The organism is Pseudomonas sp. NPDC089918 (assembly GCF_050280605.1).
Classification (GTDB): Bacteria; Pseudomonadota; Gammaproteobacteria; order Pseudomonadales; family Pseudomonadaceae; genus Aquipseudomonas.
Map to the genome: position 1 here is coordinate 25,473 of NZ_JBNNVP010000027.1, position 13,138 is coordinate 38,610.

Consider the following 13,138-nt stretch of genomic DNA (forward strand, 5'->3'; position numbering starts at 1 on the left):
GAACGCAGCCCGGGACGCTCCGCGTCCCAACAGCGGACGCAGAGCGTCCATTGAGGCATTCCCACGCGGAGCATGGGAACGATCATTTGAAGGATCCTTCATCCACTTTCACAAAATATCCCTTGCTCGCCCCAACCCGTTTCAGCTATGACGGTACACCCGAGGTGTACATGATTAGACCGCTACGAATTGACAAGAAACAACAGGTGGTCGACGAGCTCGTCCGGCGCATCGAAAACGGCCTCATGGAGGACGGCGTTCTATTGCCGGGCGAACATCAGTTGGCTCAGGAGTTCAAGGTCAGCCGCGGCACGCTGCGTGAAGCCCTGGTCGAACTGAAGCGGCGCCACGACATCGTTACGCAAGGCGCAGTGGGGTCCATCGTCACGTTCGATGGTGTGGTGCTCGATCAGCGCAACGGCTGGGCCCAGGCGCTGGCCGACAATGGGGCGCTGATCAATACCGAAGTGCTGCGGCTGGAGGCGGTGACCCGACCGGACCTGTTGGCGCGTTTCGGTACCGACCAATTCATCACCCTCGACCGTCGCCGCCGTGGCACCGATGGCACGCTGGTGTCTCTTGAGCGCTCATTGATGCCCGCCACCGGAGGCCTGGAAGGCCTGCCGCGAGTCGGCCTGATCGATGACTCCCTGACCATCACGTTGGCCGCCTATGGCTACATTGGCGATCACGGCGATCAGTGGATCGGCGCCGAACCCTTGAATGCCGAAGACGCCGAATTGCTCGGGCGCCCGGAGGGCACGGTGTTCCTCAAGGCCCTGCGCACCACTTACGACCGTCAGAATCGCTTCATGGAACAGGTCGAAAGCCTGCTCGATCCGGTGCATTTTCGTCTGCATCTGCAAATTGGAACTTCAAAATGACCGCGCTCGACCGTGCGCTGGGCGCCTTCTATGGGCTGGCCCTGGGCGATGCGTTGGGCATGCCTACACAATCCCTGAGCCGCGCCGAGATCAAGGCGCGTTTCGGCGAGATCACCGATCTGCAAGACGCTGGCCCGGATCAACCGATCGCCGCAAACATGCCCAAAGGCTCGATCACTGACGATACGGAGCAGGCGATCCTGGTCGGTCAGTTATTGATTGAAGGCGAAGGCTGGATCGAACCGGCGGTGCTGGCCCAGCGCTTGATCGAATGGGAAGCCGGGATGCAGGCCAAGGGTTCGCAGGATTTGCTCGGCCCCTCGACCAAACGCGCGATCGAGATGATCCTCGCCGGCCACTCGCTGGAAGAGGCAGGCCGCCACGGCACCACCAATGGCGCGGCCATGCGCATCACGCCGGTGGGTATTGCGGCCGATATTGCCGATCCCGAGCGTTTCATCCGCGCCGTGGTGCAGGCCTGTCAGGTGACCCACAACACCACGCTGGGAATTGCCAGTGCGGCGGCGGTGGCGGCGGTGGTTTCTGCCGGGATCAACGGCATGGACCTGGGCGAAGCATTGAACCTTGGCCAGCAGATTGCTCGGCAAGCCGAAAGCCATGGCCACTGGGTCGCTGGCGGACGTATCGCCGCGCGCATCGGTTGGGCGTGGAGCATCAGCGTCGACAGCGACAAGGCATTGCTGGCGGATTTGCTGTACGACGTGATCGGCACGTCGGTGGCCTCGCAGGAGTCGGTGGTGGTGTCGTTTGCGCTGGCTCGGCAAGTGGCTATCGGGCAGATGACAGCCTTCGAAGCGTTGTGCATGGCTGCCGGTTTGGGCGGAGATACCGATACCATCGCGGCGATTCTCGGCGCCATGCTTGGAGCCTGCCAGGGGCTTGAGAATTGGCCGGTGGCGATGATCGAGCAGGTTAAAGCAGTAAATGATTTGCAGCTGGAACCGTTGGTGCAGGGGCTGCTGGCTTTGCGTTGACTGGACTGGCGTCTTCGCGAGCAAGCCCGCTCCCACAAGGATGGCGCAATTCTCATGGTTCACATCAAACCTGTGGGAGCGGGCTTGCTCGCGAAGGGCGCAACGCACATTAGAAGTATTTCACCCGCAATGGACGCACTGATATGGCAAGGATCGCCGGAATGTTATCTCGACTTCCGAAATTGCCCATAACCACAACAATGGCAACAGGAGCAGTTTTATGAGTTCATCGAACACCGGGCAAAGTGCCGGGCAATTGGAAACCCGTGGCATCGAGCCGGTGCCGGAAGGGGAGTGCAACGGTCACCCACTGCAACTGTTCTGGGTCTGGTTCGCGGCCAACATTTCCATCCTCGGCTTACCGTTGGGCGCCACGCTGGTGGCCTTCCGCGGCCTGGCGATCTGGCAGGCGATCATCGTCGCCATCCTTGGTGCCGCCGGCTCTTTCGCAGTGGTCGGGATCATCTCCATTGCCGGGCGTCGTGGTCGCGCACCGAGCCTGACGCTGTCGCGAGCAATCTTCGGGGTGCGCGGCAATATCGGCCCGACGCTGGTCTCGCTGATGTCGCGACTGGGTTGGGAAACCGTCAACACCACCACCGCCGCATTCGTCTTGCTGTCGCTGTGCTCGATTCTGTTCGGCTCGCCAGTGGAAGCCAAAAGCGCGCCGCTGCTGACCCTGGTGTTTATCGCGATTTTTGTACTGCTGACGTTGTCGGTGTCCGGCCTCGGCCACCCCACGTTGCTGGTGATCCAGAGATGGGCGACTTACGTGTTCGGTGCGTTGAACATCCTGGTCGGCGGTTTCCTCTGCGCGACCATCGACTGGAGCGCCGTATTCAACGCCACGCCAGCGCCCCTGAGCGCAATGATCATCGGCATCGGCACCATGGCCGCCGGCACCGGGATCGGTTGGGCCAACGCCGGTGCCGACATGTCGCGCTACCAGCACCGCAGCGTCAAAGCCGTGCGTCTGGTGGCGTCGGCGGCGTTCGGTGCGGGGATTCCGTTGGTGCTGCTGATCACCCTCGGTGGTTTGCTGTCAGTGGGCAATAACGATCTGGCCTCGGCCACTGACCCAATCGTCGCGATCCGCGACATGCTGCCGACCTGGATGGCCGTGCCGTACCTGATCACCGCATTCGGCGGGCTGCTGCTGTCGAACAACCTGTCGGTGTACTCCGCCGGTTTGACCACGCTGACCCTCGGCCTGAAGGTCAAGCGCGTGTATGCGGTGGTGCTCGATATCATCGCGATCTTCGCCGGTTCGATCTACTTCATGCTGATCGCCGAGAGTTTTTACGGCCCGTTCATCACCTTCATTTCCTTGCTGGCGGTGCCAATCACGGCATGGGTCGGGATCTTTGTGGTCGACCTGATTCATCGTCATTACTACAGCCCCCAAGACCTGCTGGACGTCAGCCCGAGCAGCGCCTACTGGTATCGCGGTGGCGTCGAGTGGCGCGCCTTCGGTGCATGGGCGCTGGCGATCGTGCTGGGTTTCAGTTTCACCACCATTGGCACTACTGAACAAGATGTCTGGTTCCGGGGCTTTTTGTCCGACTCCTGGCTGGGCCACAACGGCCTGGGCTGGATCGTCACGTTCCTGGTGGCCGGTGGCGTTTACTGGGTACTCGGCGGTGCCAAGGATCGCCGCACTGCGTTGATCGAGCCGGCTCATGCCTAATCTGCTACACACCGGCCAGGTCATGATCGACCTGGTCATGGCCGTGGATAAATTGCCTCATTCAGGCGGCGACGTGCTGGCGCAATCCGCCCGTTTCGAGGCTGGCGGTGGCTTCAATGTGATGGCTGCGGCCCGGCGAAACGGCTTGCCGGTGGTCTACCTCGGTGGCCATGGCAAGGGCCGTTTCGGCGACATGGCCCGAGAGGCGATGACGGCTGAAGGCATTCGGATCGGCATCGATCAGAGCACTGAGCGCGACACCGGGCTGTGTGTCGCGCTGACCGAAGCTTCGGCCGAGCGCACGTTCATTTCCTGCATTGGTGCCGAAGGCGAATTGACCGCCGAAGACCTGGCGAGCGTGCCGATCGAGGCGGGCGATTTTGTCTATGTCAGCGGCTATAGCCTGCTGCATGGCGGCAAGGCTCAGGTGCTGGTGAATTGGGTGCTGGATTTGCCGGACGGGATCAAGGTGGTGTTCGATCCGGGGCCGTTGGTGGGTTCGCCGGACGCGCCGCTGATGAAGGCCTTGTTGCAGCGCATCGATCTGTGGACCAGCAACCGCGTCGAGGCGCAGCGGTTTACCGGGGCGTCAGACATTGCCGAGGCGTTGAATGGGCTGGCGGATCATTTGCCGGCGGACGTTTTGATGGTGGTTCGTGATGGGCCGCAGGGGTGCTGGATCAGCCAGCATGGTGACCGTCAGCATGTGCCGGGATTCAAGGTTGTGGCGGTGGACAGCAACGGCGCAGGGGATGCTCACGCGGGCGTTTTTGTCGCCGGGTTGGCGCATGGATTATCGGCAGTCGAAGCGGCGCGGCGGGCGAATGCGGCGGCGGCGTTGGCGGTCACTCGCTGGGGGCCGGCGACTTCGCCGGGGGCGGTTGAGGTGGATGCGTTGATCCGGGAGACCTATGGCGCCTGATTGACCGCTATCGCGAGCAGGCTCGCTCCCACAGTTGATTCGTGTGAGCCGCAATATTGGCGGCTGGCATAAATCCAATGTGGGAGCGAGCCTGCTCGCGATGAGGCCCTCGAATTCACCCTCAAATCCGGACCCTTACCCGGCCCTGCGCAACGCCTCGATCAACTCCTGCTTGCGCATGCTCGAGCGCCCCGGAATCTTCTTCGCCCGGGCTTCTTTCATCAGGCTGTCCACCGTTTGCGTCTCGCGCGAAGCCTTGCTGTTGCGCGGCTTGCCTTCACGGGTGGCCACCGCACGCCGGGCTGACTCCTTGCGATCTGCAGACTTGGCGCTGGCCGGCTTCTTGCGCCCCGAGCCGCCGGCGCGTTCACCGCCGCCCGACTGCTTGTTCACCGTGGCCCAGGCGCGAGCTTCGGCTTCATCTTTCGACACGCCTTTGTGCTCGTAGCTTTCTTCGATGTGTTCGGCCTTGCGTTTTTGCTCGGCGGTGTATTTGTCTTTGCTTCCACGAGGCATGGGACTTCTCCTGGTTGTAGGCGCTGGCGAAGGCTCGGGCCGCGTTCGGACGATCTTTGCTCTTCAAACATTCACAGGCAAAAGATCGCAACCTGTTGCAGCGCCTACTCAGTTAGACATCCAGCTTGCGCGCCGCTTCAACCCCAGCGGCGCTGAGTTTGATCGGCAGGTTCAGCGAGTGCTCGCCGGCTTCGTTGCAGATCACATGACCGTGCTGGATCAGCCCGCGTTCCTGCAGAGTGGCGAGGGTGCTGGCCACGACTTTCTCCCCCCGGTAATTGTCCAGAACCTCCTTGCCCAAGCCATTTGGGTGGGCGTGTAGCAGGCGGGTCAGGACTTCTTTTTCCAGGTTTTTATCGACGTTCATGGTTACCTCTTCGTTAGGACGGATAGGTATTGCAGGTCGCTCGCATCGGCGATTTTATTGATTGACGCTACGGCCTTCGGAGCCCGAGCCACCGGTGGTGGTTTTCGAGCCGACGCCGGTTCCGGCGTTGTCGGGAGTCTGGGGGCCGGATGTATTCATCCCGCCCTGAGCGCCCGCGTCGTCGTGATAAATCCGTGGGTCTGTGGCCGTCGGAGAAGGCGATCGGCCGCTGTCGATGCCTTGGATGGTCGCAGATTCGGGCCTTTGGAGTGGATCGGTCGGGTCGGTCCCGGAAGAGCTGGTCGCGGCGAGCGCGACAGAGGAGAGCAGCGTGGTTAGAGCGAGGGCGGTCAGTCGGGACGTGATCATGGTGTCGTCTCCGTTGATTAGAGTCCTTACCTGATGTTGGTCCTTTCTGACCTGGATTGGTGCCTGATGAACGACGAGTGGTCCAGGGGGCGTTCTCAATGAGTTCCCGGCGCGGCGGGGAAACTCATTGAGAACGCCCCCTAGGCCTGCTGCAACGATTTGATCCTGCTGACGTGACGCCAGATCAACCGACCTGCGGTGATCAGCCAGTTCAGCAGGGCCACCGCCAGTACCGTGAGCAACAGCGTCACCATCCCGTGTTCGACGATGATTCTGCCGGCCAGCAACGGAAAGCCGAACACGCCGATGAAGTAGGACAGGCTGAACAACAACAAGGCCTGCGAGGTGGTGCCGGACGGCGCTTCGTTCGCCGCCAAGCCATTGATCACCGAATACGTCAGCCCATAACCCACCCCGAGCATCATCGCCGCCAGCACGTAGCTGAATCCGTCATCGACGACAAAACCGAACATCAGGATCGAAACCATCATTAGGCCCGACAACAGGCAGGAGGCACGCAATGGATCGCGTTTGACCACGAACCCGGCAATCAACATTCGGCTGCTGATCGCCGCGCCCATGAAGCCGAAAAAGAACAGTGAATAATCAAGTGAACGGGACGCCGCGTAACTGGTTTGAAAACTCGACAGACCACCGAATACACAGCCGCCGAGGCCGACCATGATGATCGGGAACACGGCTCTGGAGGACAATACCCGAGCCGTTGCGCGCCAGGATATTCGTGCGACTGACGCTGATGCCGAGGGCGTTTTCTTGAGCTGGGCATCCAGCCGCCAGAACAGCAAAGCACCGATCAGGCTGGCCAGCGCCGCGAGGTAAAACGCTGCCGTCACCGGATACCCGAGAGCGCTGGCTGCGCGGCCCAACAATGGACCGCTGCCGATCCCGGTCATCATGCTGCCCGACAGCAGCGCAAAGTATTTAGCCCGTTGCGCAGGCGTCACCAGACTCGCGACGATGATCGGTCCGAGCGTGTAGAAAACGCCCCAGCCCAACCCTAGCATCAGTCCAAAAAACAGCAGCAGATTGCCAAAGCCAGGCGTCAAGGCAAATCCCAGGCTGGCGGCCACCAGCAAGAGGCTGAACAGTGCAATGGAGCGCGCCGCGCCGAGCAGGTCGGACAAGTGACCGGAAATAATCACCGCCGCAAAGGTGCTGAGCATCGCCGCCGAAATCACGCTGCCGGCATCGAGTTCGTTGCCACCGCGAGAGCCAATGAGCAACGACAGTAGAAAAGTCGAGCCATAGGACAACGACAACAAATAGCTGGCGAGGCAGAACAGACTGAACAACCTGCTTGAGACGGGTGGGGCGGCGGTAGACATGAGTCGTTCCTTGACCTGATAGAAGCGAATGTCATCTATCTATCACGCAAGGTATCGATGATAGGTCTGTGGTTACCGATTTCAAGGTTAGCGCAGACCGGAGTAATGCTCTGGGCAGACGCCGATTTCCTCCTTGAACAGCTCCATGAAACCCTTCAGGCGTTCGTGGCGAATCTGTGCCAGACGCTGACCGGTGGTCGTTTGGAAACCGTCCGCCAGGTGCAGCAGCTTAGTCTGGAAATGATCGAGGCAAAAGCGCTTGTCGTCGTAGTCCCGCTCTTTTGCCTCTGGGTCCAAAGGGTCATACAACGCACTGCCCATGCGTCCGGCGATGTAGAAGGTACGCGCCACGCCGAGCATGCCAAGGGAGTCGAGGCGGTCGGCGTCCTGGATGATTTTCGCTTCGAGGGTGATGGGCATGATGTTGGCGCTGAAGCTATGGGCTTCGATGGCGTGGGCGACCGCTGTGATTTTTGCGTGAGGCCAATCCATTGCTATCAGAACTGTCGAAGCTTTCTGTGCCGCCAGCCGTGAGGCTTGTGAGCGCTGCGGCGAGTTCTTCTCTACCGCTACGCAATCGTGCAACAGCACGGCGGCCAGCAGCACCTCAAGATCACCGCCTTCTTGCGCATGAAGCGTGCGCACGTTGTGCCACACCCGCTGCAAGTGCGACAGATCATGGGCGCCATCCTCGCCAGGTTCCAGCGCGTGGGGCAGCAGGATTGAGGCCAGATTATGCAGAGGCGCAAAAGCGATAGCGGTCATAAAAGTCCTTCAGTGTGGAAACGCTTATGTGGCGAGGGAGCTTGCTCCCGCTGGGTTGCAAAGCCGCCCCACCCCCAGACGACACGGTATTTCAGTTAGATCGGCGTCGCCAGTTTTGCGACTGCTTTGCAGCCGAACGGGAGCAAGCTCCCTCGCCACATTGCTTTCAAATGTGACGAGCGCCGCGCGCGGACTTAGTATGGCGTTTTCAACTTTTCACAAGGCACGTCCATGACGATCGAAATCCGCCCGGCAACCCCCAGCGATGCTCCGCAAATCCTCGCGTTCATCACTGAACTGGCCGACTTCGAACGTGCCCGCCACGAAGTCATCGCCAGCGTCGCCGACATCGAGCGCAGCCTGTTCAGCGAAGGCGCCACCGCCCATGGCCTGATTTGCCTGCGCAATGGCCTGCCGATCGGCTTTGCGGTGTTCTTCTTCAGTTATTCCACCTGGTTGGGCAGCAACTGCCTGTACCTCGAAGACCTCTACATCACCCCTGAACAACGAGGCGGCGGCGCCGGTAAAACCTTGCTGCGCCACCTGGCAAAAATCGCCTGCGCCAATGACTGCGGCCGTTTCGAATGGAGCGTGCTGGACTGGAACAAACCGGCGATCGAATTCTACAAATCCCTCGGCGCACAGCCGCAGGAAGAGTGGGTGCGGTATCGGATGGATGGGGCGGTGTTAAGGGATTTTGCCGAGGGCAATTGATCTCCTGAAAGATCGCAGCCTTCGGCAGCTCCTACACGGGATTGTGTTTGACCGCGCTATTGCGTCGTACATCGATCTGTAGGGACTGCCGAGAGCTGCGATCTTTTTTTGTGCGCTTCCCATTATATGGGATTGATATTTATATATTGAGATTTGCCTTCGTCCAGGTTTATAGTCCAGCTCACTCACTGCCAAAAAACAAAACAGGTGAAGCGATGCTGGCGCAATTGATCGCGCTCGATTGGGGGACAACCTCATTACGTGCTTACAAACTCGGCTTCGGTGGCCAGGTGCTGGAACAGCGCTCGCTGTCGTCCGGGATCATGCAGCTGCCCAAGACGCCGCGAATCATCGCCGGTCAGGAATGTGCCGACGGTTTTGAATTGGCCTTCGATGAGGCGTGCGGTGACTGGCTCGACGCGCAGCCCGATTTGCCGGTGATTGCTTGCGGCATGGTCGGCAGTGCTCAGGGCTGGCGCGAAGCGGCCTACTGCGACACGCCGGCGAACGTCGCCAATCTCGGAACTTCCCTACAAACAGTTCGCAGTCTTCGCGGTGTCGATGTGCACATCGTGCCGGGCGTGATTCAGCGTTCTCGCTTGCCGAACGTGATGCGCGGCGAGGAAACCCAGGTCCTCGGCGTGTTGCAGAATCTGCCGAGCGGGGCGGGCAACGATCTGTTGATCGGCTTGCCGGGCAGCCATTCGAAATGGGTGGAAGTGGCCGACGGCTGCATCGTGCATTTCGATACTTTCATGACCGGCGAAGTCTTCGCCGTACTCAGCGAACACAGCATTCTGGGGCGCACTCAGCAGCGCGGCGGGTCTTTCGATGGCGAAGCGTTTGATCGCGGCGTACGGGTGGCCCTGTCGGCGGACGGCGAGATCGGACCGCTGTCGACATTGTTCAGTGCTCGCAGTCTGGGGCTGACCGGTGAACTGAGCGCCGTCGCGCAGCCGGATTATCTGTCCGGCCTGTTGATCGGCCATGAACTGTCGGCCCTGGCCAATGTTCAGCGGCATCGGCGCAACAGCGTCCATCTGCCGTCGATCATCCTCATCGGCAACTCCCAACTCTGCGCCCGCTACAGCCGTGCGCTCGACGCCTGCGGTTTTGCCCGGGTGACCCTGGCCGAGCAGGCCACCGAACGCGGGTTGTGGCAGTTGGCGGTCGCCGCCGGACTGATCACGACACCCCCATCCCGTTAAACCTGACTGGAGGTCTGACATGCTCAAGCAAGCACTGGCACAAAACGGTCTGATCGCGATCCTGCGTGGCCTGCGTCCGCAAGAAGCGGCAGCCGTCGGCGAAGTCCTGTACTCGGCCGGATTTCGCGTCATTGAAGTGCCGCTTAATTCCCCCGAACCGTACGAAAGTATCCGCATCCTGCGCAGTACCTTACCCGCCGATTGCCTGATCGGTGCAGGCACGGTGCTGACGCCGGAGCAGGTCGAGCACGTGAAAGCGGCGGGCGGCCAAGTGATCGTCATGCCCCACAGCGATGCCAAGGTGTTGCGCGCGGCGAAAGCGGCGGGGCTGTTCCTGTCGCCGGGCGTGGCGACGCCGACCGAAGCCTTTGCTGCATTGGCCGAAGGGGCGGATGTGCTGAAGATGTTCCCGGCCGAACAAATGGGCCCCGCCGTTGTGAAAGCCTGGCTGGCGGTGTTGCCGGCAGGGACGGTGCTGGTGCCGGTGGGCGGGATTACGCCGGACAACATGCAGGTGTTTATCGAGGCAGGTGTCAAAGGTTTCGGGCTGGGTTCCGGGTTGTTCAAACCGGGTATGACACCTGAGCAAGTGGCAGTAAACGCCAAGGCGTATGTCGCTGCCTGGAATGCTTTGCGTTAAGACTTTTTGGCGCTGCGAGCGCTGCATCTAATAAGAGAGGCAATAGATGAAAATCACCAAACTCACTACCTTCATCGTTCCGCCGCGCTGGTGCTTCCTCAAGGTCGAAACCGACGAGGGCGTGACCGGTTGGGGGGAGCCTGTGGTCGAAGGCCGCGCGCACACCGTCGCTGCTGCGGTTGAGGAATTGTCCGACTACCTGATAGGCAAAGACCCACGCAACATCGAAGACATCTGGACCGTGCTCTACCGCGGCGGCTTCTACCGTGGCGGCGCGATCCACATGAGCGCTCTGGCGGGCATCGACCAGGCGTTGTGGGACATCAAGGGCAAGGCTCTTGGTGTGTCGGTCAGCGATCTGTTGGGTGGTCAGGTGCGCGACAAAATTCGCGTTTATTCATGGATCGGTGGTGATCGCCCGGCGGACACCGCTCGCGCTGCGAAAGAAGCGGTCAGCCGTGGTTTCACGGCGGTGAAAATGAACGGCACCGAAGAACTGCAATTTCTCGATTCCTTCGAGAAGGTCGACCTGGCCTTGGCCAACGTCGCCGCCGTACGCGATGCCGTCGGCCCGAATGTCGGCATCGGCGTGGACTTCCATGGTCGGGTGCATAAGCCCATGGCCAAGGTGCTGATGAAGGAACTCGACCCGTACAAACTGATGTTCATCGAAGAACCGGTGCTGAGTGAAAACTACGAAGCGCTGAAAGAACTGGCACCGCTGACCAGCACACCGATTGCCCTCGGCGAGCGGTTGTTCTCGCGTTGGGATTTCAAGCGAGTGCTCAGCGAAGGCTACGTCGACATCATCCAGCCGGATGCTTCCCATGCAGGTGGCATCACCGAAACCCGCAAGATCGCCAACATGGCTGAAGCCTACGACGTGGCACTGGCGCTGCATTGCCCGTTGGGCCCGATTGCCCTGGCGGCGTGCCTGCAACTGGACGCGGTTTGCTACAACGCGTTCATCCAGGAACAGAGCCTGGGCATCCATTACAACGAGAGCAATGACCTGCTCGATTATGTGAAAGATCCACGGGTGTTCGACTACGACAAAGGCTTCGTGAAGATCCCCAACGGCCCGGGCCTAGGCATCGAGATCAACGAGGAATACGTGATCGAGCGCGCCGCCGTCGGCCACCGCTGGCGCAACCCGATCTGGCGCCATGCCGATGGCAGCTTTGCCGAGTGGTGAGTTCTCCCTGACCCACCGCAAATTCCTGTGGGAGCCAGCCTGCTGGCGATTTGGTCGGCCCCCCCAGCATTCTTGGTGACTGACACACCGCTATCGCCAGCAGGCTGGCTCCCACAGTTTGATCTCCATGGACAGGGAGATTTGCGGCAAACCCGATTTCACATCGACCTCAATAAACATAAGAAGAGGCACCCCCCATGCAACCGCAAACCCTCACCGGGCAGGCGTCGTTGGTGACGCCCAGTCGCAAGCGTTTTTTCATCATGGTCCTGTTGTTCATCACGGTGGTGATCAACTACCTGGACCGCAGCAACCTGTCGATTGCCGCCCCGGCGCTGACCAGCGACCTGGGCATCGATCCGATCCATGTCGGGCTGATCTTTTCCGCGTTCGGCTGGACCTACGCCGCCATGCAGATCCCCGGCGGCTGGCTGGTGGACCGGGTGCCGCCACGCATCCTCTATAGCGTCGCATTGTTGCTGTGGTCGCTGGCCACGGTGATGCTCGGCTTCGCTGCCAGTTTCATCGCGCTGTTTGTGCTGCGCATGGCCGTCGGTGCGCTGGAAGCACCGGCGTATCCGATCAACAGCCGTGTGGTGACCACCTGGTTCCCCGAGCGCGAACGCGCCACGGCCATTGGTTTCTACACCTCCGGGCAGTTCGTCGGCCTGGCGTTCCTCACGCCGGTACTTGCGTGGTTGCAGCACCAATATGGCTGGCACATGGTGTTTGTCAGCACCGGTGTGGTGGGCATCATTTGGGCGGTGATCTGGTACGCGGTGTATCGCGAACCACGGGATTTCAAGGGCGCCAACGACGCTGAAATCGAGCTGATCCGCGAGGGCGGCGGGTTGGTGGATATCCAGGCTGAAGCCGCCAAGACCAAGGCTAAATTCAGCTGGGTCGACCTCGGGATTGTCCTGAGCAAACGCAAGTTGTGGGGCATTTACCTCGGTCAGTTCTGCCTCAATTCGACGTTGTGGTTTTTTCTGACGTGGTTCCCCACCTACCTGGTGAAATATCGCGGCATGGACTTCATCAAGTCTGGCTTGCTGGCGTCGCTACCGTTTCTGGCGGCATTCGTCGGTGTACTGTGTTCGGGGTTCTTCTCGGACTTTTTGATCCGTCGCGGTTACACGGTGGGTTTCGCCCGCAAGTTGCCGATCATTGGCGGCCTGCTGATTTCCACCTCGATCATCGGCGCCAATTTCGTTGAATCGACGCCGCTGGTGATTGCCTTCCTCGCTCTGGCCTTCTTCGGTAATGGTCTGGCTTCGATTACCTGGTCGCTGGTGTCGACCCTGGCCCCGGCGCGCTTGCTTGGATTGACCGGTGGGGTGTTCAATTTCATCGGCAACCTGGCGGCGATTACCACGCCCATCGTCATCGGTTACCTCGCCTCGGGTGATTCGTTTGCCCCGGCGATTACCTATATCTCGGTTCTGGCGTTGTTGGGTGCACTTTCCTACGTGTTGCTGGTGGGCAAGGTCGAGCGTATCAAGTTGTAGTTGCGGCCATCGGGCGACCATA

At 60.5% G+C, this 13,138-nt stretch carries 14 protein-coding genes; 9 read left to right on the plus strand and 5 right to left on the minus strand.

The features are described from left to right. The first annotated feature begins 170 nt into the window (after positions 1 to 170). The 4 genes from ACQKPC_RS19175 to ACQKPC_RS19190 all read left to right on the plus strand — a co-directional run bounded on the left by ACQKPC_RS19175 (position 171) and on the right by ACQKPC_RS19190 (position 4,488). A complete protein-coding gene (locus ACQKPC_RS19175) occupies positions 171 to 884 on the plus strand; it encodes a GntR family transcriptional regulator (RefSeq protein ID WP_008067814.1) in 714 nt (237 codons plus the stop codon). Next, positions 881 to 1,879 (plus strand): ADP-ribosylglycohydrolase family protein, encoded by a 999-nt coding sequence (locus ACQKPC_RS19180; protein WP_427625919.1) that lies wholly within the window; start codon positions 881 to 883, stop codon positions 1,877 to 1,879. Before ACQKPC_RS19175 ends, ACQKPC_RS19180 begins: the two co-directional genes overlap by 4 nt. Positions 1,880 to 2,099: 220 nt before the next feature. Continuing rightward, a complete protein-coding gene (locus ACQKPC_RS19185; protein ID WP_427625920.1) occupies positions 2,100 to 3,566 on the plus strand; it encodes a purine-cytosine permease family protein in 1,467 nt (488 codons plus the stop codon). Beyond that, on the plus strand, positions 3,559 to 4,488 hold the full coding sequence (locus ACQKPC_RS19190; protein WP_427625921.1) for a PfkB family carbohydrate kinase: 930 nt from the start codon (positions 3,559 to 3,561) through the stop codon (positions 4,486 to 4,488). The genes ACQKPC_RS19185 and ACQKPC_RS19190 overlap by 8 nt, the downstream gene beginning before the upstream one ends. 135 nt (positions 4,489 to 4,623) lie before the next feature. Here the strand turns inward: ACQKPC_RS19190 and ACQKPC_RS19195 are convergent, their stop codons facing one another. From ACQKPC_RS19195 to ACQKPC_RS19215, 5 genes are all read right to left on the minus strand, one after another. Next, positions 4,624 to 5,004 (minus strand): Rho termination factor N-terminal domain-containing protein, encoded by a 381-nt coding sequence (locus ACQKPC_RS19195; protein WP_427625922.1) that lies wholly within the window; start codon positions 5,002 to 5,004, stop codon positions 4,624 to 4,626. Positions 5,005 to 5,116: 112 nt separating this feature from the next. After that, positions 5,117 to 5,371: a hypothetical protein gene (locus ACQKPC_RS19200; protein WP_427625923.1), complete on the minus strand. Its 255-nt coding sequence runs from the start codon at positions 5,369 to 5,371 to the stop codon at positions 5,117 to 5,119. A gap of 54 nt (positions 5,372 to 5,425) precedes the next feature. Further along, positions 5,426 to 5,740, minus strand: a complete 315-nt coding sequence (locus ACQKPC_RS19205; RefSeq protein ID WP_427625924.1) for a hypothetical protein — start codon at positions 5,738 to 5,740, stop codon at positions 5,426 to 5,428. 140 nt (positions 5,741 to 5,880) lie between these two features. Further along, positions 5,881 to 7,086, minus strand: a complete 1,206-nt coding sequence (locus ACQKPC_RS19210) for an MFS transporter (RefSeq protein WP_427625925.1) — start codon at positions 7,084 to 7,086, stop codon at positions 5,881 to 5,883. A gap of 87 nt (positions 7,087 to 7,173) precedes the next feature. Beyond that, entirely contained in the window at positions 7,174 to 7,851 is a 678-nt protein-coding gene (locus tag ACQKPC_RS19215) for an HD domain-containing protein (RefSeq protein WP_427625926.1), read from the minus strand. Positions 7,852 to 8,082: 231 nt separating this feature from the next. Between ACQKPC_RS19215 and ACQKPC_RS19220 the strand changes: the two genes are divergently transcribed. From ACQKPC_RS19220 to ACQKPC_RS19240, 5 genes are all read left to right on the plus strand, one after another. Further along, the gene (locus ACQKPC_RS19220) at positions 8,083 to 8,565 is read left to right on the plus strand and encodes an N-acetyltransferase family protein (RefSeq protein ID WP_427625927.1); all 483 of its coding nucleotides are present in this window, start codon (positions 8,083 to 8,085) and stop codon (positions 8,563 to 8,565) included. 215 nt (positions 8,566 to 8,780) lie between these two features. Beyond that, positions 8,781 to 9,773, plus strand: a complete 993-nt coding sequence (locus ACQKPC_RS19225; protein WP_427625928.1) for a 2-dehydro-3-deoxygalactonokinase — start codon at positions 8,781 to 8,783, stop codon at positions 9,771 to 9,773. 19 nt (positions 9,774 to 9,792) lie between these two features. Continuing rightward, a complete protein-coding gene (locus tag ACQKPC_RS19230; RefSeq protein ID WP_427625929.1) occupies positions 9,793 to 10,413 on the plus strand; it encodes a 2-dehydro-3-deoxy-6-phosphogalactonate aldolase in 621 nt (206 codons plus the stop codon). Between the two features lie 46 nt (positions 10,414 to 10,459). After that, complete coding sequence (dgoD, locus tag ACQKPC_RS19235; RefSeq protein WP_007903915.1) at positions 10,460 to 11,608, plus strand: galactonate dehydratase; 1,149 nt, start codon at positions 10,460 to 10,462, stop codon at positions 11,606 to 11,608. 197 nt (positions 11,609 to 11,805) lie between these two features. Beyond that, positions 11,806 to 13,116: an MFS transporter gene (locus ACQKPC_RS19240; protein WP_427625930.1), complete on the plus strand. Its 1,311-nt coding sequence runs from the start codon at positions 11,806 to 11,808 to the stop codon at positions 13,114 to 13,116. Positions 13,117 to 13,138: the final 22 nt, after the last annotated feature.